Genomic DNA, 25,954 nt, shown 5'->3' with positions numbered 1-25,954 from the left:
CCCGCCCTACGAGATACCAGCTGAGCCGACCGCCCGGGGGCCCGGCGCCCACGCGACACCGGCCTAACGAGATTGCCGACCGACACCGCCCGACCGTCGGATCCGCCCCCGCGCGGCACCCGCCCTACCAGATGGCGCGCGACGCCCGCCCTACGAGATGCGGGCTGACGCCGACCGTCGGATCCGACCCCCGCGCGGCATCCGCCCGACGAGATGCCGACCGGCGCCACCCAGCCGTCAGGCCCGGCACCCGTGCGACGCCCCCGTACGGAATACCTGCCGAAGCCACCGGCCGTCGGGGCGGGCCCCCGTCGTACCCGGGTCGTACCCGGCCCCCGCGGCCCGTCGGTGCGGCCGCTCTCGGCGTGGGGCATGGCGTGCAGTGCGGTCGTCTGCCCGGCGTGTCGGCGCTAGCCCGCGCATCCGGGTGACGGCCCGGCCGTCCCAAGGGCGTCAGGGTCGCCCACCGCACCCCGGGGCGCACCCGGGCGGCCGTCTTTCACCCGAACGGCTCAGGGTTCGTCCGCACTGAGTGCGCGGTCACCCATCCGGACGCAGGCTGAAACCGTTCGTGCCACGGACACGCCACAGGCTGATCACTACTCCTCTGGGAGGTCACGTGATCCTGCTCGCCCTGCTCATCCCCGTAGCACTGCTGCTCCTGATCTTCGCCATGCAGGCCCTGGAGGACCTCCTCTTCCCCCCGCCCCCCGACCCTCCCGACCCCGAGCCTCCCGGACAGCCGCCGGAGGACTACGTTCCCGAGTGGTCGGCCTCGGCCTGAGGAGCCGGGCCGTTCCTGTGTCACGGCCGGGGCGCCCCTCCCCGAGCGGCCCTGCCGCGGCAGTCCGTGAAACTTGTACGACCATTGCCGTTCTGTTCGTCCGGGCCGCGGGGCAGCGCGGCATGGCGACGGGGAGGTCCGGTGGGGGCGTCCGAAGGTGGCGGGTGCTGCGCACCGGCGAGCGGGGGCGCGGCCGGCTCGCCCCCGAGGACGGCGCGGTGCGCGAGGCGCGGCTGGGCACGGGCGCGGTCCGTGACGCCGACGGCACCGTGTCGCCGCCCGGCGGCTTGTTCCTGATGGGGACCGAGGACGCCGAGGGGTTCCCCGCCGACGGTGAGGGGCCCGTGCGTACGGTCAGGCTCTCGCCGTTGCGGATCGACGCCGGCGCGGTGTCCGACGAGCGCTTCGCCCACTTCGTCGACGAGACCGGTTACCGCACCGGCGGCAGCTTCCCGACCGCGTTCGTCGCGCACGGCGTGCACCGGGCCTGGGCCGGTGTGTGGGCCCTGCCCCACGAGCAGCCGCTCGGCGTCGGCCTGGTCTCCCTCGACACGGCGGGCGCGACAGCCCGGTTCGACCACCTGCGCACCTACGGAGCACCGTGACCGCCGGTGGCGCGGGCGGGGTCCGCCCCGGCCGTGTACGGGTCGGTTCGCGCGGTGTTCACGAACTGGCCTTGTCCGGTGTCTATATGTGGTGTGGTTGATACCCATGTAGCCCCCTGACCCGCGAGCCCCCGCTCGGGGGTCCCTGTCTGCGGCTGTAGAGGACCAGTACATCCATGTGGAGATCCGTTTCGCGGCGTGCGCCGCGGCCCGGCGCCGGACGGCGCCGGCTCCTGGCCGGCGCCCTCGCGCTGGGCACCGTCCTGGCGGGCCTGCTGCCCGGCACGGCAGCGGCGTCCAACAGCACCATCGACCCCTTCGACGCGGTCGACCAGTTCATCGGCACCCGGCTGGACACCAGCCAGAACAAGGGCAACAGCGCCTACGGAGACACCTATCCCGGCGCCACCGTACCGTTCGGCATGGTGCAGTCCAGCCCCACCACCTACCGGACGAGCGACGGCGACCAGAAGGGCGGGTACGAGTACACCGCCGACCGGATCCGCGGCTTCGGCATGACCCGGCTGTCCGGCACCGGCTGCGAGGGCCGGTTCGGCGCGTTCGACTTCCCCGTCCTGCCGTACACCGGCGATCTGCCCGGCGGCGCGCTGCCCACGAGCCCGGCGACCCGCGTCACCGACTACTACCTGCCGTTCAGCCACACCGAGGAGAAGGCCGAGCCCGGCTACTACTCGGTACGCACTGATAACGATGTCAGAACCGAGCTGACGGCCAGCACCCGGGCCGCGGTCAGCCGCTACGACTTCCCCGGCAAGGCCGGCTCCACCCTGTTGATCGACGTCGCGGGCTCCAACAACCGCATCTTCGGCAGTCAGGTCAGCATCGAGGGCAACACGGTGAGCGGCTGGGTCGACGCCGCCTCCATATGCGATGTGGGCGGCCACTACCGCGCGTACTTCTCGACCACCTTCGACAAGCCGATCCGCTCCTTCGGCACCTGGCAGGGCGGCGCCGTCACCCCCGGCTCCAGCACCGCGCAGGGCACCGACACCAAGCACGGGGTCGGCGCCTACCTGGTCTTCGACAAGGGCGCCAAGGTGACCGCGAAGAGCGGGCTGAGCTATGTCAGCGTTGCCGGCGCCGCCCTGAACCGGGACACCGAGGTCGGCTCGTCCGGCTTCGACAAGGTCCGCGGCCAGGCGGCCAAGACCTGGCGCAAGGCCCTGAAGACCGTGACGGCGGACGGCGGTAGCAGGTACCAGCGCGTGAAGTTCTACACCGCGCTGTACCACGCGCTGCTGCACCCCAACGTCTTCGAGGACGTCGACGGCCGGTGGACCGGCTACGACGGCGAGATCCACCGGGTGGCCCGGGGACACCACCAGTACGTCACCTTCTCGGGCTGGGACACCTACCGCGGTCAGGCCCAACTGGTCGCGCTGCTGTTCCCCGAGGTCGGCGACGACATCAACCAGTCCATCGTGGACATGGTGCGGCAGACCGGCAGCTGGCCCAACTGGCCGCATCTGAACCAGTCGCAGCAGAAGATGAGCGGCGACTCCCTGCAGTCGCTGCTCGCCTCGGTGGACGCCTTCGGCAGCACCCACTACGACCGCTCCGCCGCGCTGGCCTCCATGGTCGCCACCCAGTCGCTGCCCGCCACCGCCACCAAGCGGGCCAACGGCTACCAGTACTTCAGCACGGGATTCATCGAGAACCGCAAGGGCAACTCGGCGACCTCCGCGACGCTGGAGTACGCGATCGACGACTTCGGGATCGCGCAGCTCGCCGGGCGGCTCGGCGACCGGGACGCCTACCGGACGTTCATGGCGCGGGCGCAGAACTGGCAGAACGTCTTCGACAGCCAGACCCAGCAGATCAGGCCCCGCGGCCGCACCGGCTTCGACCAGGGCTTCAACCTCGGTGAGCGGGGCGACCAGTTCGACCAGGCCACCGGCTACCAGTACGGCTGGCTGGTGCCGCAGAACGTCGGCACGCTGATCGAGAAGCGCGGCGGGGTCGCGAAGACCACCGCCGAGCTGGACGAGCACACCAAGAACCTGGACGCCGGCGTGTACAACGTGACCGGTGCCTACCTCAGCAACCAGCCCAGCTTCTCCATGCCGTACGTCTACAACTGGCTGGGACGGCCCGACCGGACGGCCGACGTGCTGCGCCGCGCGACCACCGAGATGTACGACACCTCGCCGTCCGGACTGCCGGGCAACGACGACCTCGGCTCGCTGAGCGCCTGGTACGTGTGGGCGAACCTGGGTGTCTACCCCTCGATCTACGGCACCGCCAATCTGGTGATCTCCGCCCCGATGTTCGAGCACATCAAGGTGAAGAGCGCCGGCACGGGACGCACGATCACCATCGCCGCCGACGGCGTCGCCCACGGCCGCCCGTACGTCGACGCCCTCAAGGTGAACGGGCAGCGCACCAGCCGCTCCTGGGTGGGCGAGGACTTCGCCCGCAAGGGCGGCACCCTGAAGTTCACCATGGCGAAGACCCCCGGCCCCTGGGGTACCGGCGCGGGCGACGTGCCGCCGTCGTACACCGACGGCGGTGACGCCCGCAACAACATCGGGACCACTCCGGCGGGCCGGGGCAACCTCGGTTCGCTGGACCTGAGCGACAACTCGCTCTCGCGCGAGCAGTTGGCGGCGGCCGGTGCCACCCCGGGCGCGCGACTGCCCCTGGGCGACACCGGTGCCGTGTTCACCTGGCCGGACGCCGCGCCGGGCGAGCCCGACAACTGGATCCCGCACGGCCAGCGGATCGATCTGCACGGCGCCCCGGCGACCGCCATCAGCTTCCTCGGCCTGGCCACCAACGGCCCGTCGCAGGGCACCGCGGTCGTCGAGTACACCGACGGCAGCAGCCGGCAGGTGCCGGTCCAGTTCACCGACTGGACCCCGGGCACCGCCTACCAGTTCGGCAACACCCCGCTGATCACCACCAACGGGCGCAACAACGTCTCCGGCAGCTCGGACAGCGCCCAGGCGAAGGTGTTCGCCACCGTGCCGACCGCGCTCGACCCGGGCAAACGTGTCGCCTCCGTCGTCCTCCCGCAGGGCACGGACCGGGGGGTGATGCACATCTTCGACGTCACCCTGACCACCCGCTGACGATCCGGCCCGTCCCGAGGCGCCCGCCCCGCGCTGCCGCGGGGCGGGCGCCGCCGTTCCGGGCCGGCGAACACGGAACCGCCGCCGCGGTCAGTGCCCGCGGTGGTCCTTGCGGTGCCGGTCGTACGCGGTCCGCACGGTCCAGCGGTCGAAGTCGTAGACGACGCTCGTGCCGCCCGCCGAGGCCCTGAACCGGGCGCCCAGCTTGTCCTGGTGCAGCCAGGGAGTGCCGAACAGCGGGTAGGCGTCGTAGTCGATCGGTGTGCCGTTCACGAGGTGGGCGGCGCCTGGTGCGCCCGCGGCGGAGTCGAAGGTGAGGTCCAGGTCGTCGCCCTTCAGACTGTGGTAGACGATCCGGGGATTGGTGTCGTCGATCCGGCTCACGTCCCAACTGGTCTTGCTGACCAGCGCGTTCGCGAACGCGTCGAGGTCGGCGTACCGGGACCTGTCGGCGGTCTCCAGCACCCAGCCGTTCCGGTCGGCCTGGCTGCGCAGGATGTCGTAGCTGTAGCTGAGGGAGGCGGTGGGGTGGGTCTGCGCCGTCGTCTTCACCTTGTCGGCGGGGTCGTTCGGCGTCTGGTGGTACCAGGTGCCGGGCTTGACCGTTCGGTACGCGAAGTACATCGTGCCCGTGTCGGCGATCGTCCAGCCGCCGGCCTCGCGGCGTTCCCGGATCGAACCGTTCGCGGGGAACAGCGCGTTGACGTAGTTCGACGTCTGGCCGCCGGAGGATCTGTAGACGCCGACCGCCGTGGGACCGTCCTGCATGATCCGGTGGTCGGCGGGCTGGTCGTAGGCGCCGATCGGGGCGTTGCCCTGGTCGGTGGAGAGCCGGAACAACGGGTTGGCGGCGTCGGACTTCCAGCGGAGCACCACCGGCAGGTCCTCGATCCAGTTGTCGACCCGGCGGTACTGGACCTCGGTGCCCAGGCCCCAGGTGGGCCGCACATAGGTGGTGCGGTAGATGTCCATGGCGTGCCCGCTGGAGTTCTGCAGGGTGGCCTTGTGCGAGGTGTACGACTTGTCGGTCTTCCGGCCGATCCTCACGGCCAGTTCGGGTGGTGTGTAGGTTGTGCCCGGCCAGGCGACGAGCCCGGCGTATTCGAGGTTAGGGCGGTAGGCGGAGGGCGCGGGGTTGTCCGATTCGCCGACGCCCTGCTGGGCGCGGTGGGCGCCGAAGTAGGTCCAGGCGAGCGTGGAGTGGTCGGCGGGCCGCCATGTCGGGTCGTTGACCGCGGCCAGGTCGCCCTTGGCCCTGCTCTCAGAGGAGATCATGTAGCCGTCGATCCAGTCGTTCGCCCACTCGAACCACATGATGTCCATCGCCATCTTCACCTGGCGGCGCAGTCCGTCGTCGTCGGCCCACTGGTAGAGGGCGTTGAGGCAGAAGTACGTCATGAACGTGTACTCGGGGCTCTGGTACTCCGCCCAGCCGCGGCGCACACCCGCGTTCACCATCTCCAGGATGTTCGCCTTGTTGATGGCCTTCAGCCGCTCCCCCGCGTTCCCGTTGAGGTCGGCGAGGTCGGGGAAGTACTGGCCGACGAGGTATCCCGTGGCGTAGTTGCTCATCCGCAGGTTCTCGGTCTGCGGCAGCTTCTGGTAGGCGTAGGAGGCGAAGTAGTTCCGCACATGTCCGAGCATGGCGGCGTCGAACTGGTCGCCGGTCATGAGGTAGGCGTACATCTTCGCCATCGTCTTGTACTGCTCGTAGTCGTAGCTCTGGAACTGCGCGTCGAGTCTGGCGAGGTTCGTCGCCACGTTCTCGTGGTCGGCGAGCTGTGCGGTGTACGCCGCCACGTTGACGGCGCCGCTCTCCTCCTTCATGGCCTTGGCCTTGTCCCACAGCCACTGGGTGCGGGTCTGCCGGGTGCCGGGGTAGGGGGCGGGTTTCTCCGGCACGTACGGTCCGGTGGTGACGTCGAGGGGCGCGCTCATCGGGCTGACGTTGCCGCTGGCGTCCCTGGCCCGCACCGTGAACGTGTAGCGGGTCGCGGGCATCAGGCCGCCGATCACCGCCGAGGTGGTGCCGCCGACGACGGAGGCGGCCTGGTAGCCGTCGCGGAAGACGTCGTAGCCGGTCACGCCGAGGTTGTCGGTCGACGCGGTCCAGCCGAGCGAGACGGTGTCGGCGGACGCGCCCGCCCGGGTGAGCCCGCCCGGCGCGGTCGGCGGCTCGGTGTCGGTGACGCCTCCGTCCACCTCGTAGACACCCATGTTGTCGACGGTGATCGCCTCGTCGGTGCCGCCGGTGTCGACCCGTACCGAGAAGCCGAGTTCGACCGTGGAGATCAGCCGCTGCCCGCCGTTGGGCACGATGGTGAAGCGGTACTGCGCGATGTCGGTGTCGTCGACGCAGGACAGGGCGCCGGAGGTGTCGGTGTAGGCGGAGGTGGTCGTGATGCTCACCGCAGGCACGGGGAACCGGGGCACCAGGTTGTTGTCGAAGTTGCCGAACTGGATCTGCGCGTAGATGTCCTTGGCGACCGGCTTGTCGCCGGCGGCGCTCCGCATGAGGTCGTAGCGCAGGACGAACTGCCGCGCGGGGCTGCCGACGGGCTGCCGGTAGATCTCGTTGATGCGGTCCTTGAGTGTGCCGGTGGACCAGCGCCGGTAGAAGTAGCTGGAGAGATTGCTGCCTTGGGAGGCGTCGCGCAGTTCGAGGGCGTTGTCGCCGCCGACGCTCACGATCCGCTGGGAGCCTCCCGACGCCGGGTTCGACAGGGTCAGCGGGCTGGTGCCGCCGTCGAGTCCGGTGTCCATGTCCGCGGCGAGGAGGTTGACGGGCGGGGGATCGTCCGCCGCCCGGGCGGCCGTGCCGGGTGCCGCGAGCAGCACCGCGGCGCTCAGGCACGCCACCGTTCTCGTCAGGATGTTCATGGTCATCCTTTCGTTGGTGCGGGGTGAACTACTTGACGGCTCCCGTGACCAGGCCCTTGCTCCAGAACGACTGGAGGGAGACGAACATGGCGACGACCGGCACGACCGAGACGAGGGCGCCGGTGACGACGGTGGTGTAGCTGATGGGGTAGCCCTGCAGTTCGCGCCAGCCGACGAGGCCCACGGTCACCGGCTGGAGCCGGGTGTCGGCGAGCATCAGGGAGGGCAGCAGGAAGTTCGTCCAGATCGCGACGAACTGGAACAGGAACACCGTGACCATCGCCGGTGCCATGAGCCGGGCGCACATGGCGAAGATGCGCAGTTCCCCGGCCCCGTCGAGACGGCCCGACTCGATCAGCGCGTCGGGTACCGAGGAGGCGGCGTAGATCCGGCTCAGATAGACGCCGAAGGGGCTGACGATGCTCGGGATGAACACGGACCAGAAGGTGTTGATGGTGCCGGTGTAGCTGAACATCAGATACAGCGGGATGGCCAGCACGGGCGCGGGCAGCAGCACCGCGGCGAGCACCGTGCCGAAGACCGCCTCGCGTCCGGGGAAGGGGAACTTGGCGAGGGCGTAGCCGCACATGGCCGCCAGCAGGGTGGAGACGATGCCGCCGCCGACCGCGTACAGCAGCGAGTTGAGCAGCCAGCGCGCGTAGATGCCGCCCTGGGCCTGGAACAGTGTCTGGACGTTCTCCACGAGCGCGAAGTGCTTGCCGAACCAGAAGCCGTTGCCGGAGAAGATCTCTCCGTGGCCCTTGGTCGCGGAGACGACCAGCCACCACACCGGGAGCAGGAAGTAGACGGCGAAGAGGGACATGACGGCCAGGACGAGCAGCCGTGAGGCGGGGTTGACCGTCGTGAGCGGATGGGTGCGCGGGCGCCGCGCTCGCGCCTTCTCGGTCGTGGTTTCGGGGCGGGTGGGCGGTTGCAGGGTGGCGGTCATCAGTCGACGCTCCTGGCCGATGCGCGGAAGACGAACACGGACAGCACGCAGATCAGGGCGCCGAGGAGCACGGACTGGGCGGCCGCGTAGTGGAAGTCGTTGGCCGACAGGGAGCGGAGGGCGGCCATGATCGGGGTGTACGTGGAGGACAGGTTGGGGGCCACCGACTTCATGGTGGTCGGCTCGTTGTAGAGCTGGAACGTGCCGATGATGGAGAAGACGAGGGTGAGCAGCAGGGCCGGCCGGATCTGCGGGACCTTGATGAGCAGGGCGGCCTTCCAGCCGGAGCAGCCGTCGAGCGCGGCGGCCTCCATCGTCTCCTCGGGGACGGCCTGGAGCGCCGCGAAGATGAGGATCGTGTTGTAGCCGGTCCAGGCCCAGGTCAGGATGTTGGCGATGGAGAACGGCAGGGCGCCGTCGCTGACGAAGCTGATGTCGATGCCCAGCGAGGCGAACCCCTTGGTGATCGGGCTGAGGGTGGGCGCGTACAGGAACGACCAGACGAGGCCCGCGATCACACCGGGCAGCCCGTAGGGCACGAAGTAGGCGATCCGGAAGAACCTGCGTCCCTTGGAGGCCGCCGAGTCGATCAGCAGGGCCAGGACGAGCGCGATGCCGAGCATCACGGGCACCTGGATGACGCCGACGAAGGCGACCCTGCCGAGGGAGGAGAGGAAGTCGCCGTCGTGGAAGGCCCGGACGTAGTTGTCGAAGCCCGCGAAGACGGTGTCGGCGCCGCCGAGGCCGAGGCCGGAGCGTTGCACGGTGAAGAAGCTCTGCTCCACGGAGTAGACCGTGGGCACCAGGTAGACGAGGACGAAGAGCAGGAGGAACGGCAGGACGAACGGCGCGGCTCGCCGGAACTCGCGCAGGCGGCGCCGCCGGGTCGTCACGGAGGACACGGTCACCTTTTCTGTGGAAGGAGGATGACGACGGCGCGGGGTCCGTGCGGCCGGCGGGCCCCGCGGGGGCCGGGCGGGCCGGGCACGGTCCGCTCCGGTGCGGCCGCGGCCCGCGGGCGCGGGTGACCGGGCGGCCGGCCATGACGGGCCGCGGACGGCCGACGGCGCGTCAGGGCCCTTTCGCGGCCGTCATCCGCTGACGGAGAATCCCTGGGATCGCAGCGCGGTCACGGTGTTCTTCTGGGCGCCGTCCAGGGCGTCCTGGAACGTGGACCGCTTGGTGTGCACCTTGCCGAGTCCGTCCCCGAGCGCGGTCGCGGTGGTGGACATGACCGGGCCCCACATCCAGCCGGTGTTCACCTTGGCCGCCTCGTCGCGGAACAGCCGGTAGACGGGCCGGCCGCCGTAGTAGCTCTGCGGGGCGTCCAACGCCTTGTTGGCGAGGCCGGACTCGGAGGCCGGGAGGATGGCAGCGGAGGCGATCAGGTTGGACACGGACCCGGTGTCGGTCGACATCCACAGGGCGAACTGTGTGGCCTCCTTGGGCCGGTCGCAGTCCTTCATGACGGCCGTGGCCGATCCGCCCGAGTTGCCGACGGCGTCCGAGCCGTTCCAGCGTGGCATGGGTGCGACGGCCCACTTGCCCGCCGAACCGGCGGCGTTGTCGCGGATGAGGGAGGCGGACCAGACCGGACCGACCTCCGCCCAGACCTTGCCCTTGCTCCAGGCCGAGTACAGCGCGGCGTCGAAGGCGGGGTAGGAGGTGACGAGGTCCTTGTCGAACAGACCCTGCCAGTAGTCGGCGACCTTGGTGTTGGCGGCGCTGTCCAGCGAGACCGACCAGGCGTCGTCCTTGGCCCCGAACCACGGGGCGCCGCCCTGCCAGGCGAAACCGGCGTACAGATAGGGGTCGGTGGGGAGGTTCATGATGCGGGCCGACGGGTCGGCCGCCTTCACCGCGGCCGCCGCCCCGGTGAAGTCCTCCCAGGTCTTCGGCAGCGCTATGTGCGCCTTCTCGAAGAGGTCGGCGCGGTAGAACATGGCCATCGGCGCGGTGTCGACGGGCACGCCGTACGCCTTGCCGTTGACGCCGACGTTGCCCCACACCCAGTCGGCGAACTCGGCCCGGTTCGGCTTCACGTAGTCGCTGACGTCCTTCAGGACGCCGGCGGCGAGGAAGCTGGCGAACGTCTCGTAGCCGACCTGTGCCAGGCAGGGCGCCTTGCCGGCCTTGGCCGCGGTGAACATCTTGTCGTAGCCGCCGGCCCCGCCGTCGGTGATCGCCTCGTACGTCACATGGATGTCGGGGTGGGTCTTGTTCCACAGCGCGACGGACTTCTCGTAACCGGACGCCCAGCCCCAGAAGGTGATCTCGGCGGGGCCGGTGGAGCTCGTCCCGGTGCTGCCGTTGCATCCCGTCAGCACGATGCCGGCGGCGACGGCCGCTGCGGCGAGTCTCGCCGTTCGCATGACCATGTCTGCCTCTCAACTCTCTGGTGTGTGCGGCTCTGGTCGAACGGCGGGATACTTGCATACAAGCACCGGGCATGCAACGATCCTGCCGTGAATTCCCCTGAAGAAGCACGCACTTGGGAGAGATCGTCGGCCGACAGCGATCTTGTGCTGTCACCGGTCGTCCGGAGCCGGACGCGCACCCGGACATCGGATCTCGTCTACGACGAACTGGTCTCGGCGATCCGCGAACTGCGTCTCGTCCCCGGGGCCTCCCTGTCGGAGACGGACCTCGCCAACCGCCTGCACGTCAGCCGCACTCCGGTCCGCGAGGCCCTGGCGCGCCTCGTCGACGCCGGACTGGTCCATGTGGTGCCCCAGGTGGGCACCCGGGTGGGGCTGATCCGGCTGCGCGACGTCGAAGAGGCGCGCTTCGTCCGCGAGAGCCTGGAGGTCGCGGCCTTCGAGGTGGCGTGCGCCGAACCGGCACCCGACGTCAGCGCGCTGCGCGAACTGCTCGACCGCCAGGAACACAGCTACCGCACCGAGGACTACGCCGCGTTCTTCGCCGCCGACGAGGCACTGCACAGCGAGATCTTCTCGCTCAGCGGCTACCCCGGAGCCTGGCAGGCCGTGCAGCGGATGAAGCTGCAACTCGACCGGTTGCGCCGGCTCGCGCTGCCCGACGCCGCCGCCATGCGGGAACTGATCGACGAGCACCGGCTGATCGTGGACGCGCTGGAGAACGCCGACGCGACCGCGGGCCGCGCCCTGATCAGCCGGCACGCCAGGCGCGCGCTGGAGCGCGGCCCGGCGCTGCGCGCCCAGTACCCGGGCTACTTCACCGAATGAGCACCACGACGGGCACCGCGGATCCGGGGCCCGGAAAGGACCTTGCCACGTGAGCGGATTCGACGGACGGACGGTCCTCGTCACCGGCGCGGGCCCCGGCATCGGCCTCGCGATGACCCGCCAGCTCCTCGACGAGGGGGCGAGGGTGTACGCGGCGGACCTCGACCCGTCCGGTGTGCCGGACGGATCCATCGCGGTGACGGTGGACGTGACCGCACCCGGCTCCTCCGCGGCGGCGGTCTCCCGGGCGGTGGCCGAGACCGGCGCGCTGCACGTCCCGTGCAACAACGCGGGCGCTTCCTCGACCACGGACCCCGTCAACTGCACCGTCGAGGAGTGGGAGCACACCTTCGCGGTCAACAGCCGCGGGGTCTTCCTCGGCACCGAGTTCGCGCTGCCGCACATGCCGGCCCAGCGGCACGGCGCGATCGTCAACACCGCGTCCGTGGCGGGCCTGGTCGGCCTGGCCGGACTCGTCGCGCGGCAGCCGATGGGCCGGCTCGGCACCCCCCTCAAGATCGCCGCGGCGGCGCTCCATCTCGCCTCGGACGAGGCGGAGTTCATCACCGGCACGGAACTGGTCGTCGACGGCGGACTGCTCGCCGCCTGACGGCCGGCCCCTACCAGCGAACGGATCACCATGAGAATGATGCGGATCGGACCGCCCGGCGCCGAACGGCCCGTCGCCAAGTCACCGCACTGCGTCGTGGGCCCCGACGACGAGGTGCTGCTGCCCCGCGGTGCGCACAAGACCGACTGGGAGGTGGAGTTGGCGGTCGTGATCGGGCGTCGCGCCCGGTACCTCGACTCCCCCGCCGACGCGCTGCGGCACGTCGCCGGTTACGCCGTCTCCAACGACGTCTCCGAGCGCGCCCTGCAACTGGAGACCAGCGGCGGCCAGTGGTCCAAGGGCAAGAGCTGCGAGACCTTCAATCCGCTCGGCCCCTGGCTGGTCACCCCCGACGAGGTGCCCTCGCCGCAGGCGCTCGGCCTGCGCTCCTGGGTCAACGGCGAGCCCCGGCAGGCGTCCAGCACCAAGGACATGGTCTTCGACGTCGCCACACTGATCCACGAACTCAGCCAGTTCACCGTCCTGGAACCGGGCGACGTCATCAACACCGGCACGCCCGAGGGCGTCGCGCTGTCCGGCCGGTTCCCCTACCTCAAGGAAGGCGACGTCATGGAGTTCGAGATCGACGGACTCGGCCGGCAGCGACAGCGGGTCGGTCGCGCATGACCGTACGGCTCTCCCTCGGCCACATCGACACCTACGACGCCCGGATCGCCACCTTCGCCCACCAACTCGGGCTCTCCGGCGTGCAGTTGCACACCCCGGACGTGCTGCCCGGAACCGACGGCTTCTGGGGCCCGGCCGAACTGCGCGCCCTGCGGGAGCGCTGCGACGCCGACGGACTGGCCATCGACGGCCTGGAGAACGTCCCGCTCGCCCACTTCTGGAAGATCCAGCGCGGCCTGCCCGGCCGCGACGAGCAGATCGAGAACTACCAGCGGACGATCCGCAACCTCGCCGCCGTGGGGATCGACCTGCTCGGCTACAACTTCCTCGCCACCTACGTCTGGCGCACCGACATGTCCGCACGGGGCCGCGGCGGCGCCCGGGTCACCGCCTTCGACCTGGCCGACGTGCACCGGGGCAACGCGCTCGCCGGGTACCGGCTGACCCCGGACCACCCGGTGGAGGAGCCCATCAGCGCCGACCGGATGTGGGCGAACCACCAGTACTTCCTCGACGCCGTGCTGCCCGTCGCCGAGGAGGTGGGGGTGCGGCTGGCCCTGCACCCCGACGATCCACCGACCGACGCACCGCTCGGCGGCACGGCCCGGATCTTCACCTCGCCCGACGCCCTCGTGCGGGCCCACGCCCAGGCCGGCGGCAGTCCGTCCTGGGGGCTGAACCTGTGTCTGGGCACCGTGTCGGAGATGGCCGGCGAGCACAGCGTCAACGAGGTCATCGACCGGCTCGGACCGGCCATTTTCTACGTCCACTTCCGGGACGTAGACGGCACGGTGCCCCGCTTCAGCGAGTGTTTCCTCGGCGAGGGCAACCTCAATCCGGCGCGGGTGATCCGCAGGCTCGCCGACGCCGGCTTCGACGGGTTCCTCATCGACGACCACGTACCGGCCATGATCGGGGACCTGGACACCTGGGGCGACATCTCGTCCGAGGCGTACTGCAGCCGCGGCCGGGCGCACGCCATCGGCTATCTGCAGGGCGTCCTGAACGGACTGGGTCTCGACTGACCGCACCCGTACCGCCGTCGGGCACCGGACGGATCGTCCGGTGCCCGACGACGTTCCCGGCGGCTCAGCGGGCCCGTCGCAGCACCCGCGCCCCGCCCGCCGGCACCGTGACCGGGCCCTCGTGCACCGACCCGTCCAGGAGGTCGGTCCCCGCGCCGGGCACCGTGGCGGCGGTGTCGCCGTGGTTGATCAGGAAGACGTAGTCATGGGCGGCCGAGCGGCGCGTCACGGTCTCCAGCCCGCCCGCGGACTCCACCGCCGTCGCACCGGACCGCTTGACGAGCTGGGCCACCAGGGCCGCCCGCGCCGCATCCGGCAACTCCACGCCCACGTACCAGGCTTCGCCCGCGGCGCGCGTCGCACGGGTGATCGCGGGGCTGCCCGCGATGTCACCGCCGACGTACCAGCCCTCGGCCTCGGCGTCCATGAGCTGGATCTCCTCGTGCCAGGTGGCGACCCGGGCGGGCCCGGTGACGCCGTCGATGTCCACGCGGTCACCGTCCACCAGCGGCCCGAACTCCTCCACACGCACCCCCAGCAGGTCGCGGAACGCGCCGGGGTAACCGCCGAGCCGCACCCGGTCGAGCCGATCGACGATCCCGGAGAAATAGGTGACCAGTACGGTCGCGCCCGCCGCCACGGCACCGGCGAGGGCCGCCGCGTCCGCGTCGGACACCAGGTAGAGCAACGGCACGACGATCAGCCGGTATCGCGACAGATCCGCCGACGGCGGCACGACGTCGGCGGTGACACCGGCCTCCCGCAGGCTCCCGTACCAGCGCAGGGCGGTCTCCGAGTACGACAGGCCGTTGTGCGGATGCGACTCGCGTTCGGCGGCCCACCACGACTCCTCCGAGAACAGCACCGCGCAGTCCGCGACCACCTCGCTGCCGAGCACTTCAGCGCAGGCGGCCAGTTCCGCACCGAGCGCCAGGACCTCACGGAACTTCCGGCTGTCGGCGCCGGCGTGCGGCAGCATCGCGGAATGGAACCGCTCGGCACCCGCCCGGGCGGCCCGCCACTGGAAGAAGCAGATCCCGTCGGACCCGCGGGCCAGATGCGCGAGCACGTCCCTGCGCAGCCGTCCAGGGCCCTTGGCCGGGTTGACCGGCCGCCAGCTGGTGGCTCCCGTGGCCGTCTCCATGAGCAGCCACGGCCTGCCCTTCGCCAGACCTCGGGCGCGGTCGGCCGAGAACGCCAGCTCGGCCTGGGCGTCACCGGCCGGCCTCGGATAGTGGTCGCTGGCCACGAGGTCCATGTCGTCGGTCCACGAGCTGTAGTTCATGTTCTTGCCCGCGTCGAACAGCACCAGGTTGGTGGTGACCGGCACCTCCGGGGTGATGCGCCGCAACACTTCGGTCTCCGCTCGCAGTTGCGCGCGCAGCTGGTCGGAGCTGAACCGGTCGAAGTCGAGGACCTGGGTGGGGTTGGAGTCGGTGAAGGTCAGCCGGGGCGGCTGGATCTGCTCCCACGCCGAGTAGGTCTGGCTCCAGGCGCCGGTGTTCCAGGCGGCGTTCAGCTCCTTCAGCGAGTCGCCATATCGGTCCCTGAGCCAGGCCCGGAAGGCCACGGCGCTCGCGTCGCCGTAGCAGCGCGCGTTGTGGCCGCCGAGTTCATTGGACACATGCCACAGGGCGAGCGCGGGGTGTTCGCCGTAGCGCTCCGCCAGCTTCTCGACCAGCGCGAGCGAGTGTTCGCGGTAGACGGCCGACGACGGCGACCACGCCTGGCGTCCGCCCTGCGCCATGGTCCTCCCGTGCCGGTCGACGGGCAGCACCTCGGGGAACATGGTGGTCAGCCATGGCGGCGGCGACGCGGTCGCGGTGGCCAGATCGACGGCGATGTCATGCGCGTGCAGCAGGTCGAGCACCCGGTCGAGCCAGCCGAAGTCCCAGCGGCCCGGCGCCGGTTGGAGTGTGGACCAGGCGAAGACACCGACCGTCACGAGGTTGACGCCCGCCGCGCGCATCAACCGGACGTCCTCGGGCCACACACTCTCGTCCCACTGCTCGGGGTTGTAGTCGCCGCCGAAGGCGACGGGTTCCCCGCCGAACCGGTCGAGGACGTTGACGGGCCATCGGATCCACTCACCCGGCACGAGTTCTCTCCTTCACTGCCCGACGGACGGATCGGCTCTGTCCGCCGGACGGACACCACAACAGGACGGAAGACACCAAGACTTCGAAGCGCACGAAGAACATGAAGTGCACGAAGACATCAAAGAAGACCAAGAAAGGGGACATTGCCCCGAGGACCGCCGATGTGCGGACCGAGTACAGACTAGCGGGCCGAGACAACGTTGTTTAGAGTGTGGGCGGCGCCACCGGAGGCAACCGTCTGGTGCACACACCCAGGGAGTGGATCGTGGCGGAGTTCGACGGCAAGGTGGCCATCGTCACCGGTGGGTTCAGCGGCATCGGGCACGAGACCGCCCGGCTGCTCGCGGCGCGCGGCGCCACGGTGGTGGCCGCCGGTCTCCCGCCCCGGCACGGCGGTGCGGCCGACCCCTTGCCCGCCACCGTGCGCGGCGTCGAGGTGGACGTCACCGACGAGGCCGCCGTCGCCCGGCTCGTCGGCGACATTGCCGAGACCCACGGCGGACTCGACGTGCTCGTCGCCGCCGCCGGCATCCAGCGCTACGGCACCGCGGCGGACACCGCCGCGGGCGAGTGGAACGACGTCCTCGCGGTCAACGTCACCGGCGCCTTCCACGCCGTCAAACACGCCCTGCCCCACCTGCGGGCCCGCGGCGCGGGCTCGATCGTGATCGTCTCGTCGGTCCAGGCGTTCGTCACCCAGACCTCCGTCGCCGCCTACACCACCAGCAAGGGAGCGCTCAACGCGCTCGCCCGGTCGATCGCGGTCGACGAGGCGAAGCACGGGATTCGGGCCAACGCCGTCTGTCCCGCCTCGGTGGACACGCCGATGCTGCGCGCATCGGCCCGGGCCTTCTCCGACGGCAGCGACACCGCCGCCCAGGCGCTCGTCGAGGCATGGGGCGGGATGCACCCGCTGGGACGGGTCGCGCGACCCGAGGAGGTCGCCGAGGCCATCGCCTTCCTGGCCGGCGACCGGTCCAGCTTCATCACCGGTGTCTCGCTGCCCGTCGACGGCGGTCTGCTCGCCAACGCCGCGGTGGCGCTGCCCGATTGAGCCGGGCCCGGCACCCGGGCCGCTTCCGGCCGGCCGAGGACACCCAGGGACAACGGAGGACTCCGGGATGACGCCAGAGATCGCGGTCCGCGCGCGGGCCCGCGTCGGTGAAGGGCCGGTGTGGGACGCCGGTCGGGGCCTGCTGCACTGGGTGGACATCCCCGCGGGGCACATCCACACCAGCGCCCCGGCGACCGGCCGGACCACCAGCCTCTCGCTGCCGACCCACGTCGGAGCGGCGGTGCCCCGGCGCGGCGGAGGTTTCGCCGCGGCCACGGCCGAGGGGTTCGCCTCGGTCGACGCCGACGGAACCGCGACCGTACGGCGGGCGGTCCTGCCCGACGGCGAGCGCATGAACGACGCGAAGTGCGATGCCCGCGGGCGGCTGTGGGCCGGGAGCACCGCGCTGGACTTCCGGCACGGCAGGGGCGCCCTGCACGTCCTTCTGCCCGACTGGACCAGCCGGGTGGTCCTCGCCGGCCTGACGCTGCCCAACGGGCTCGGCTGGAGCCCCGACGGCCGCACCTTCTACCTCGCCGACTCGATCGCCGGGGAGGTCTACGCCTTCGACACCGACCCCGGGGACACCGTCCTCGCCCGCCGCCGCACGCTGGTGCGGATCCCGCAGCGGGCCGGACTGCCGGACGGGCTCACCGTCGACGCCACGGGATGCCTGTGGATCGCCCTATGGGGCGGCGACCGCGTCGTGCGCGTCTCGCCGGAGGGCGATCTGCTCGCCGAGGTCCCGATGCCGGTGCACCAGCCGTCCTCGTGCGCCTTCGGCGGACCCGGTCTCGACGTCCTGTATGTGACCTCCGCCCGTGAAGGGCTCGAACTCGCCGACGACGACGTGGCGGGCTCCGTGTTCGCCGTCGGCCGGACGGGCGCGGCGGGGCTGCCGTCGACGGCGTTCGCCGGCTGAAGCGGGCCGTGGCACGCCACAGGACCCCCTGAGCTTCGAGACAACGTTGCCTCGAAGGGTGGCACTGGCTCAGCCGAGCGGCATCGTGCAGAAGCCCCCGCCCACCCGGTGGTTGCGCGGGTCCGCCGGATCGTAGGCCGTGGCACCGGGGATCGATGCCGCGTACCGCTCGGCGTCGTCCTCGGGGTGGTAGCCGATCGCCTCCGCCTCCTTCAGCGACCACCAGCGGCGGGTGTTGCCGGAGACCCCCCACAGCACCCGGAACCCGGCGGGAGCGGCGCGCAGACCGGCCTCGACCAGCCGGGCCGCGTCACCCGGCGACAGCCAGACGGCCAGGTCCTCGGGGGCGAGCGGCAGCGGCCGGAACGCGCCGATCCGCAGGCAGGTCACATCGATGCCGAACCGCGAGTGGTAGAGGCTGCCCAGCGCCTCGCACGCCGCCTTGCCCACCCCGTAGTAGGTGTCCGGGCGTGGCGGCACGTCCGCGGGCAGCATGCCGTCGACCGTGTAGTCCATGGCACCGCGGGTGTGGAATCCCACGGCGTGGATGCTCGACGCGAGCACCACCCGGGGCACCCGCCGCCGGCGCACGGCCTCCAGGACCCGCAGCGTCCCTTTGACGTTGATCTCGGCGATCCGCTCCCAGGTCGCCTCTCCGGCGAGGCCGCCCAGGTGGAGCACCGCGTCGACGTCCCGGCAGGCCGCGTCGATCGCCTCCGGGTCGGTGAAGGACGCCCGCACGATCTCGGCGTCCTCCCCCGGCGCGGGCGGGCCGGCCTCGGCGATGTCCAGCAGCCGCAGCGTACGGCCCGGCCGGGCCAGGCGCGGTCGCAGTTCCCGTCCCAGGCGGCCAGCGGCGCCGGTGACCAGGATCCGCTGCCGGGTCACGGGACCTGCCCGACACCGTCGGCGAGCGCGGGCAGCGGCGGGGGCGGGGCCTGTTCGTCGTAGGGCGGCGGGGTCGTGTGGGCGGGGACGTAGGGCGGCTGGTTGTAGGTGTGCTGTCTGCGGAAACTCAGGTCCGTGCGCGGATACCAGTGGCGGGTACTGCGCGGGTCGGTGTCCACGGGGGCCGAGCGCGGGCCCACGCCGTTGCCGTTCTCGGCCGCGACCGCGTACTCGTACACGATCACGTCCGCCGCCTCGGCGGCCGTGTCCGGCCCGTCGGGTCCGGGGACGACGCCGGGCGCGTCGTCGGTGTGCCGGAAGCCGAGTCCCGCGAAGATCTCGCGATACGTGTGCTCGCCCCTGCGGCGCCGGTAGAGCCGGTAGCGGCCGGCACCCAGGACCTCGCCCCAGGTCAGGGTGACCGTGCCGGTGCCGAGCCGCAGCCGCAGCCCGTCCGGCGGTTCGGGGGCGTGCCGGCCGGCGTAGACCGGGTAGTCGGCGCCAGGCTCGGCGCGGCGGTCGGCGTTCTGGGCGACGACCCGGACGTGGTACTTCTCGCCGTCGGTGAGGCCGGTCAGCCGGCAGGGGCTGTGTTCGGTCTCGGCGCATGTCGTCCAGCCGGTGCCGCCGTCCGCGCTGAGCTGTACGAGGTGGCTGTCGGCGGCGGCCGGTGCGGTGAAGTGCACGATCGCGCCGCCGGGAACGGTGTGTGTCCGCACGATCTCGGCGGGCACGGGTTGCGGTCGCCGTCGTGTCAGCTCCCAGCGGTGCCGGCCGCGGGGCAGCCGCACGGTGACGGTGTCCTTGGTCAGGGCGGAGTGTGCCGCCCTGGCACCGTCGATGTAGAAGGCGGCCGCCGGGTCGAGTCCGGTGCGGATCCACAGGCGGACCGAGGTGTCCGCGGCGGCCTCGAAGACGCCCCCGCACTCGGCGGGGTCCCGGTAGCGGACGCCGATGGCGAGTCCGTCGTCGTCGGTCACAAGGAGCAGGTCGCGGGTTCCCACGGCGCTGCCGCGGAACAGCGTCAGTTCCCGCAGTCCGTCGTCGAAGAGCCGGATCGCGCCGGCCGTACCGGAAAACCGCAGCCCGTCCTGCGCGAACTGGACCGACTTCGGCTGGAGATGGGTCGCCGCCTCGTAGCGGAACACGTGATCGAGGCTGTGCGGGGTGCGGATGCGGGCGCCCCAGGGCGTCGTCCGCTCGGGGGCGATCACCAGGTCGTCGCGGTGGCTGACGACGGCCAGGGTGTCGCCGTTGTCGCCGTCGGCCCTGCCCTCCAGGCGCACACCGCGGGACACGTCGGTCGTCCAGGAGCCGCCGCCGAGGGCGCCGTCGGTGCGTACCCCGCGCACCACGTGGATGAACGGCATGCGCTCCGCGAGGTGGGCACAGCCGTTGGCGTCGTGCGCGGTGGCGGTGGTGAGCACGGACCATGTCCACACCATGCGCTGGTTCGGCGCGAACGCGTCGTAGGTGACGAGGTAGTCACTGCCCATGAGGAGCACGCCCCGGCTGCGGTAGAGGCCGCCCACGGGGCCGTGCGGGTCGGAGGTGATCTCCGCGTACTGGGCGCCTTGGAGGTCGTGGAGGGGAGAGTCGAGGGTGTGGGGGCCGATGGAGCGGTAGCGGCCGTCCTTCCAGACCGCGCACGAGGTGACGTAGGTGGCGTCCGGTGCCCTGCGGTCGCCGGCGTCCTCCGGGCCGTGGCCGCTGTAGGAGTGGCCGGCGGCGTAGTAGTAGAGGTGGCCGCAGCCGTTGTCGTCGGCGACGCCCCAGCGGTAGTTGGGGCCGCGGTCCACCTGCTGGAGGAAGACCGCGACCTCGTCGGGGCCGTCGACGTCCGCGCGGAGCGTGACGCCGTACCCGGTGTACTTCGTGCTCCTCAGACGGGGGTTGGTGCCCTGGTTGCCGACGGTCCGCACGAGGGCGTGCCACGGGTCCGGCGCGCCGTGCGGGCTGTCGAGCCGGCGGGCGGACGCGTCGCTCGCCCACAGCAGGTGCTCGGCGACGAGCGGGCGGTAGCGGCGCAGTGCCTCGCCGAGCAGCCGCAGTTCGATGGGCGGACGGCGCGGCCAGAACGCGTGGGCGCCCTGTGGGGGGTGCAGCCGGCGTCGCTCGCCGTCCGGGCTGGTTTCGACGGGCGCGGTCAGGGCGTCGACCAGCCAGCCGCCGACCGCCGCGAGTTCCGGTGTGGCGAGGCGGTTGCGGCCGTCGGTGAGCTGTCCGAGGGCGTTGCCCTGGGTGGCGGGGCGCAGGAACGCCCAGACATAGGTGGCCAGGCTCTCGGTCCAGCGGCCGGCCCGTGCGCCACGGGCCGGCAGGGCCGGGCGGGTGTGGAAGACCCCGGCGAGTTCGGCGAACTTCTCGAACCCGTCGAGCCATTGCGGCGCCGCCTCGTGGTCAGGGAAGAGCCAGGCGAGGCAGGCGAGCGCGGCCTTGCCGTCGGCGAGGAAGTTGGGGTGGCCGCCGATCATGTGCCGCAGCGGGCCGATCTCCTCGCCCGCCGAGACATAAGCGGTCAGCAGCAACAGGGCGTCGACGCGGGCGCGTTCGTCCGGTTCGAGGCGGTCGGCGAGGCGGTCGTAGCCGTCGAGCAGCCGGTCGTAGAGCGGGCGTTGGCCGATGTTCAGGTATCCGGGGAGTTCGTTGACGCCCTGGGCGATGAGCCGCGGGCCCTCGGGTCCTGTGAACAGCGCGGCGGTGAACTCCTCGGGCGTCCTGAACTCCCCTTCGTGGCACAGCCGCTGGGGTCGTCGTCCCGCGTAGGTGAGGTTCCAGTCCTTGACGCGGTCGAGGCTGAGGGTGCCCTGCCAGTGGTGCAGGAACCGCATACGGCTGGACGGGTGGGCGGCGCCGGCCGGCTGGGCGCGCAGCACCTCCAGGTCGCGCTCGTGGTCGTAGAACGCGAGGGCGGTGGTGCGGGTGCCGGAGCGCAGCGGCCAGGTCCAGTGCAGTACGCCGTCGTACCGGAAGCGGATCTGCAGGGTGTCGGAGGAGGCCCAGGACGCGTAGCCGCGGTCGTCCCAGTGCGCGTGGTCGCGGATGAAGACACCCATCGCGTCACCGCGGGCGGCGTCCCAGAACGTGGCGTGCGGCCGGACGTTCCAGGCGTGGCTCGGCGCGTAGGGGCCGACGGTGAACGCCATGTCCACCTCCGGGCGTTCCGTACCGCCCGGCCCGGAGAACGAGGGGTCCTCGCCGCTGTCGCCGAGGACGATGGGCTCGTCGATGCCGAGCCAGTGGTACAGCTGTGGCGATCCGGCGTCGGCGTGGTCGGCCGGGGACTGCGACAGCGGCCAGGTCGAGGAGAAGCGGTGGCTCGGCGTGACCCCGTCCCAGGTCAGCTCCCAGGCGGTGGCCTCGGAGTCGAGCGCGGTCATCTCCTCGGACAGCTCGACGTAGTCGCAGCCCTGGAGGCAGCGGACCGTGACCGTGTACGCGGCTCGGCTCGCGAACCGGTAGCTGATCTCGTGGGTCGCGAACAGCGGGCCCGCCTCGACGCGGCGCACGTCCAGACGGGCGAGGCGTTCGCCGCCGCAGCGCAGTGCGGACGTGCCCACCCAGCCGTGTCCGCGGTCCAGTTGCAGGACGGGCCCCGGCACGGCGCCGTCCGGGTGGCGGCCCGGGGACGGCAGCCGGATCCGCAGCGGCCCGCCGGCCACGACGACGCCGTCGCCGTCCGCGTCGACGCGCACCGGCCGCGGGACGTCGGCGTACGGCAGCGAGTCGTCGGCGCACAGGGTGACGTCGTACGAACCCCCGGAGGGCAGGTCGGTGAAGAAGCACACGACGGCCGAGGCCAGGTGCCCGTCCGCGAGGCGCACCTGGGACAGCTGGAACGGTACCGGCCGGCCCGACCGGTCCACCAGCCGCAGCTGTTCGGGCCGCAGGGCCGGCCGGGGCCAGCGGACCGGGTGGTGCAGCAGCGTTCTGGGCCAGGCGAACTCCGGATGGCGCAGCGCGTCGGTGTACCGGAACCGTACCCGGTCGGCGTCCGCGGGCCATGGTGTGACCTTGGCTGTCACGGTCGTTCCCCTTTCCCGGCGTCCCCGGCGTCCCCGGCGGGCGGTCCGGCGGTGACGCCCTGGGTGCCGAACGCGGCGCCGCCCGCGACGCCTTCGACGAGATGGCGCTGGAGCAGTACGAACAGCAGCAGGATGGGTGCCGCCACGATGAAGGTGCCGGCGGCGATCAGCGGCCAGTTCTGGGTGTACTCGCCGAAGAAGGAGTACAGCCCGCGGGTCACCGGCCACAGTGCCGCGTCGGAGAGCATGACCAGCGGCAGGATGAGGTTGTTCCAGGCGTGCACGAACCCGAAGATGGCGAACGTGGCCAGGGCGGGTTTCATCTGCGGGAGGATGATGGTGAAGATGAAGCGCACATAGCCGCAGCCGTCCAGTGCGGCGGCCTCGTCCATCTCGCGCGGGATGCCCTTGATGTAGCCGACGAAGAAGAAGAAACCCGCGCCGGACAGGCTGGTCAGGATCAGGTATCCGGCCATGCTGTTGTACAGGTGGAGCGAACGGGCCTCGATGAACAGGGGGATGAGGCCGCCGGGCAGGAACCCGGAGAAGACGAAGAACGTGTACAGCAGGTTGGACCGCTTGAAGTAGCCGCGGGAGATGGGGAAGGCCAGGAAGACGCCGAGGATCAGGGTGACCGTGTCGGGGATGATCGCGTAGATCAGGCTGTTGACCATCTGCCGGCCGAAGTTCCCCTGTTTCCACGCGGTGGTGAAGCTCTCCGTGGTCCAGGGGTCCGGCAGTCCGGTGGGGTTCTGCAGGAAGCCGGTGTACGTCTTGAACGCCTGGAGCAGCATGTACACCAGCGGCAGCGCGAACAGCAGAGCGGCGATCGCGAAGCAGATCAGGTTCACGCCGGCGGCCTTGGCCGCTCTGCCGGGCGGGGTGGAGCTCTTCACAGCGAGATCTCCCGTCGGCGCAGGGTGAACAGGAGGCCGCCGCCGATCACCACGGTCAGGAAGAACTGGAGCATGGCCAGCATGGAGCCGTAGCCGAGCTGGCTGTCGCCGCCGAACGCCGACTGGTACATGTACAGGCCCAGGGTCTTGGTGCCGAAGTTGCCGCCGGTGAGGACCATGATCAGCGCGTATTCGCCGAGCGTGCCCATCGCCGTGAGGAATACGGTCACCGTGGTGGCCGGGGCGAGCAGCGGCCAGGTCACATGGCGGAACACGCGCAGCCGGCCGGCGCCGTCCATGGCCGCGGCCTCGTAGACGGAGGGCGGGATGTTCCGCAGCCCGGCGATGTAGATGAGCATCGAGTAGCCGGAGAACATCCAGACGTTCACGAGGATCACCAGCGGCAGGGCCAGGGTGCCGGATCCGAGGAACGACGACGTGGTGCCGAAGACGCCGTGCACGATCTTCTCCACCGGGCCCGAGTAGGGGTCCAGCATGAGGGAGAAGACGGCGCCGACCACCGCGACCGAGAAGATCTGCGGCATGAAGATGATCGCGCGGTAGACGGTGTACGAGCGTCCGGGCCGGTTCAGCAGCAGGGCGAGTCCGAGCCCGAACGCGGTCTGCAGCACCGTCACGCCGACCACGTAGATCAGCGTCACCCGTATCGCGTCCCCGACGGCGGACGACAGGGACGTGAACGCCGCCTGGTAGTTGCACGGACCGCAGATGTTCAGGGGGGTGCCCGGCAGCCCGGAGTAGCGGGTGAACGAGTACCCGATGGTGGCGAGCGACGGGTACAGCCCGAACAGGAGCCATCCCGCTCCCGGTATCGCGATGCTGGCCCAGGGGATGAACCGCCGTGTCCGCCGCGTTCCGAAGGGGCAGCGTGCCACTTGGGCCCTCCTTTCCGAGGGTGCGTGCGCTACTTGCCGACCGACGTGCGGTACGCCGAGGCGGAGCGGGACAGGATGGTGTCGATGCTGTCGCCGCCGATCGGCGCCAGCTTGTAGAAGTCGGGGCCGAGCGCGTCCTGGGGTGCCCCGGCCGGTGTCCAGGGGTTGGTGAGCTGCGGGAAGGCGTCGTCCATGTGGGAGTCGAGCCAGTCCATCCACGGCAGGCCGGTGTTCTTCAGCGCGGGCTGGGTGGAGATGGAGCCGGTCGCGGCCAGCCACTCCTTGTAGTTCTCCGGCTCGGAGAACAGGGCCAGCCACTCCATGGCCAGGTCCTTGTGGGGTGCCGTCTTCGGCACGACCCAGGTGAGGTCCGGTTTGAACGCGACCCGGTTGGCTGCCGGGTCGTCGGTGCCGGGCAGGGTGAAGAACCCCATGTTGAGCTTGGGGTTGGCCTGTTGGATGGTCAGCCCGTCCCAGGAGCCGTCGAGCAGGAACGGGTAGTCGTCGCTCTTCGCCGCCCACACACCCGGGGCGGTCTGCTGGGACACACCCGCGGCTCCCGGCTCGATGTAGCGCAGGACCTTCTGGTGCCGTTCGGAGATCTCCTTGTAGACCGGGTCCTTCCAGGACTGGGTGCCCTTCCAGAACGCGACGGCCCGGTCCTCGGACACCTTGACGGACTCCGTGGGCCGATGCCCCTTCATGAGTGTCTGGTTGGCGACGCCCTGCCACACACCGCCGTGCATGCCGTCCTTCGCGGACACGAAGATCGGTGTGATGCCGGCCTTCTTCAGGGTCTCACAGGCGTCGAGGAACTCCTGGAAGGTGGTGGGCAGGGCGATGTGGTACTTCGCGAGGAGGTCCTTCTTGTACCAGAGGGCGCCCGCACCGACGTACTCGGCGGCCATCACGCCGTACACGCCGCCCTTGTAGCCGGCCGCGGCGGCCTGCACCGCCGGGTCGTAGTGCTTCATGAACGGCTGGTCCTTGAGGTCGGTCAGCTGTCCCGACGTGATGAGGGCCGCCGCTCCCCCGGGCTTGATGTCGGTGTAGTCGGGGGCGAAGCCCTGCTGGGTCGGGGCGAACTGGGCGAGTACGTCGACCGACTTGGACTGCAGCATGCTGTTCCACAGCTGCTGCCAGGTGCCGTTGACGGTCGGCGCGGTCTGCAGTTTGACCTTGACCCCGGGATGTTCCTTCTCGAAACGGGCGTTGAGTTTCTTGGTGAACTCGACGGCGCCTGGGTTCGTCCACTCGGCGACGGTCAGGGTGACGTTCTGCTGCGAGCCGCCGCCGGTGTCCGAGGACGGGGTGGTGCAGCCGCTGAGGACGACGGCCAGGGCCGCGCTCGCGGCGAGGATCGAGGCGGGGGTGCGGGTTCTCATGCGTGGTGCTC

The 25,954-nt window shown here is 71.0% G+C and carries 18 protein-coding genes and 1 pseudogene; 9 read left to right on the top strand and 10 right to left on the bottom strand.

Features of this window, described 5'->3' with window-relative positions:
• Positions 1-619 precede the first annotated feature (619 nt).
• The 3 genes from AC27LF_RS28230 to AC27LF_RS28220 all read left to right on the top strand — a co-directional run bounded on the left by AC27LF_RS28230 (position 620) and on the right by AC27LF_RS28220 (position 4,481).
• Positions 620-784 (top strand): hypothetical protein, encoded by a 165-nt coding sequence (locus tag AC27LF_RS28230; RefSeq protein ID WP_404030601.1) that lies wholly within the window; start codon positions 620-622, stop codon positions 782-784.
• Positions 785-948: 164 nt separating this feature from the next.
• Entirely contained in the window at positions 949-1,389 is a 441-nt protein-coding gene (locus tag AC27LF_RS28225) for an SUMF1/EgtB/PvdO family nonheme iron enzyme (RefSeq protein WP_479656636.1), read from the top strand.
• A 176-nt stretch (positions 1,390-1,565) separates the two neighbouring features.
• Positions 1,566-4,481 (top strand): GH92 family glycosyl hydrolase, encoded by a 2,916-nt coding sequence (locus AC27LF_RS28220; RefSeq protein ID WP_479656635.1) that lies wholly within the window; start codon positions 1,566-1,568, stop codon positions 4,479-4,481.
• Between the two features lie 90 nt (positions 4,482-4,571).
• On the opposite strand, the gene AC27LF_RS28215 is transcribed toward AC27LF_RS28220, so the two are convergent.
• From AC27LF_RS28215 to AC27LF_RS28200, 4 genes are all read right to left on the bottom strand, one after another.
• A complete protein-coding gene (locus tag AC27LF_RS28215; RefSeq protein WP_479656634.1) occupies positions 4,572-7,367 on the bottom strand; it encodes a fibronectin type III domain-containing protein in 2,796 nt (931 codons plus the stop codon).
• A gap of 22 nt (positions 7,368-7,389) precedes the next feature.
• Entirely contained in the window at positions 7,390-8,310 is a 921-nt protein-coding gene (locus AC27LF_RS28210; RefSeq protein WP_479656633.1) for a carbohydrate ABC transporter permease, read from the bottom strand.
• Positions 8,310-9,212, bottom strand: a complete 903-nt coding sequence (locus AC27LF_RS28205) for a carbohydrate ABC transporter permease (RefSeq protein ID WP_479656632.1) — start codon at positions 9,210-9,212, stop codon at positions 8,310-8,312. Before AC27LF_RS28205 ends, AC27LF_RS28210 begins: the two co-directional genes overlap by 1 nt.
• Positions 9,213-9,401: 189 nt before the next feature.
• Positions 9,402-10,682, bottom strand: coding sequence for an ABC transporter substrate-binding protein (locus AC27LF_RS28200; protein ID WP_479656631.1), 1,281 nt, complete (start codon positions 10,680-10,682; stop codon positions 9,402-9,404).
• A 150-nt stretch (positions 10,683-10,832) separates the two neighbouring features.
• On the opposite strand from AC27LF_RS28200, the gene AC27LF_RS28195 reads away from it, so the two are divergent.
• The 4 genes and pseudogenes from AC27LF_RS28195 to AC27LF_RS28180 all read left to right on the top strand — a co-directional run bounded on the left by AC27LF_RS28195 (position 10,833) and on the right by AC27LF_RS28180 (position 13,778).
• Positions 10,833-11,516, top strand: coding sequence for a GntR family transcriptional regulator (locus tag AC27LF_RS28195; protein WP_487231279.1), 684 nt, complete (start codon positions 10,833-10,835; stop codon positions 11,514-11,516).
• 49 nt (positions 11,517-11,565) lie between these two features.
• The gene (locus tag AC27LF_RS28190; RefSeq protein WP_479656629.1) at positions 11,566-12,126 is read left to right on the top strand and encodes an SDR family NAD(P)-dependent oxidoreductase; all 561 of its coding nucleotides are present in this window, start codon (positions 11,566-11,568) and stop codon (positions 12,124-12,126) included.
• Positions 12,127-12,198: 72 nt separating this feature from the next.
• Positions 12,199-12,753, top strand: a pseudogene (locus tag AC27LF_RS28185) (fumarylacetoacetate hydrolase family protein); the annotation flags it as partial.
• A complete protein-coding gene (locus tag AC27LF_RS28180; protein WP_479656628.1) occupies positions 12,750-13,778 on the top strand; it encodes a mannonate dehydratase in 1,029 nt (342 codons plus the stop codon). The pseudogene AC27LF_RS28185 and the gene AC27LF_RS28180, both read left to right, overlap by 4 nt.
• 64 nt (positions 13,779-13,842) lie before the next feature.
• On the opposite strand, the gene AC27LF_RS28175 is transcribed toward AC27LF_RS28180, so the two are convergent.
• On the bottom strand, positions 13,843-15,876 hold the full coding sequence (locus AC27LF_RS28175; RefSeq protein WP_479656627.1) for a beta-galactosidase: 2,034 nt from the start codon (positions 15,874-15,876) through the stop codon (positions 13,843-13,845).
• 266 nt (positions 15,877-16,142) lie between these two features.
• Between AC27LF_RS28175 and AC27LF_RS28170 the strand changes: the two genes are divergently transcribed.
• Positions 16,143-16,931, top strand: a complete 789-nt coding sequence (locus AC27LF_RS28170) for an SDR family NAD(P)-dependent oxidoreductase (RefSeq protein ID WP_479656626.1) — start codon at positions 16,143-16,145, stop codon at positions 16,929-16,931.
• A 67-nt stretch (positions 16,932-16,998) separates the two neighbouring features.
• Positions 16,999-17,853, top strand: coding sequence for an SMP-30/gluconolactonase/LRE family protein (locus tag AC27LF_RS28165; protein ID WP_479656625.1), 855 nt, complete (start codon positions 16,999-17,001; stop codon positions 17,851-17,853).
• Positions 17,854-17,922: 69 nt separating this feature from the next.
• Here the strand turns inward: AC27LF_RS28165 and AC27LF_RS28160 are convergent, their stop codons facing one another.
• From AC27LF_RS28160 to AC27LF_RS28140, 5 genes are read right to left on the bottom strand one after another with little or no spacing between them, the layout of a single operon-like run.
• Positions 17,923-18,741 carry an NAD-dependent epimerase/dehydratase family protein gene (locus AC27LF_RS28160; RefSeq protein WP_479656624.1) on the bottom strand — a complete coding sequence of 273 codons (819 nt, stop codon included), beginning with the start codon at positions 18,739-18,741 and terminating at the stop codon, positions 17,923-17,925.
• A complete protein-coding gene (locus tag AC27LF_RS28155; RefSeq protein WP_479656623.1) occupies positions 18,738-22,766 on the bottom strand; it encodes a hypothetical protein in 4,029 nt (1,342 codons plus the stop codon). Before AC27LF_RS28155 ends, AC27LF_RS28160 begins: the two co-directional genes overlap by 4 nt.
• Entirely contained in the window at positions 22,763-23,662 is a 900-nt protein-coding gene (locus tag AC27LF_RS28150; RefSeq protein ID WP_479656622.1) for a carbohydrate ABC transporter permease, read from the bottom strand. Before AC27LF_RS28150 ends, AC27LF_RS28155 begins: the two co-directional genes overlap by 4 nt.
• Entirely contained in the window at positions 23,659-24,558 is a 900-nt protein-coding gene (locus tag AC27LF_RS28145) for a carbohydrate ABC transporter permease (protein ID WP_479656621.1), read from the bottom strand. The genes AC27LF_RS28150 and AC27LF_RS28145 overlap by 4 nt, the downstream gene beginning before the upstream one ends.
• Before the next feature lie 29 nt (positions 24,559-24,587).
• Positions 24,588-25,943: an ABC transporter substrate-binding protein gene (locus tag AC27LF_RS28140; RefSeq protein ID WP_479656620.1), complete on the bottom strand. Its 1,356-nt coding sequence runs from the start codon at positions 25,941-25,943 to the stop codon at positions 24,588-24,590.
• Between the last annotated feature and the right edge of the window lie 11 nt (positions 25,944-25,954).

It is taken from the genome of Streptomyces diversicolor, from assembly GCF_057537855.1.
Note: the sequence above shows the minus strand (reverse complement) of the source record. Positions and strands in the feature narration are given on the sequence as shown.

What these genes read in the sequence shown, in the direction of transcription:
- AC27LF_RS28220 (WP_479656635.1), top strand. Translation starts at nt 1,566, where the DNA reads ATGTGGAGATCCGTTTCGCGGCGTGCGCCGCGGCCCGGCGCCGGACGG.
- AC27LF_RS28215 (WP_479656634.1), bottom strand. Translation starts at nt 7,367, where the DNA reads ATGACCATGAACATCCTGACGAGAACGGTGGCGTGCCTGAGCGCCGCG.
- AC27LF_RS28210 (WP_479656633.1), bottom strand. Translation starts at nt 8,310, where the DNA reads ATGACCGCCACCCTGCAACCGCCCACCCGCCCCGAAACCACGACCGAG.
- AC27LF_RS28200 (WP_479656631.1), bottom strand. Translation starts at nt 10,682, where the DNA reads ATGCGAACGGCGAGACTCGCCGCAGCGGCCGTCGCCGCCGGCATCGTG.
- AC27LF_RS28180 (WP_479656628.1), top strand. Translation starts at nt 12,750, where the DNA reads ATGACCGTACGGCTCTCCCTCGGCCACATCGACACCTACGACGCCCGG.
- AC27LF_RS28165 (WP_479656625.1), top strand. Translation starts at nt 16,999, where the DNA reads ATGACGCCAGAGATCGCGGTCCGCGCGCGGGCCCGCGTCGGTGAAGGG.
- AC27LF_RS28140 (WP_479656620.1), bottom strand. Translation starts at nt 25,943, where the DNA reads ATGAGAACCCGCACCCCCGCCTCGATCCTCGCCGCGAGCGCGGCCCTG.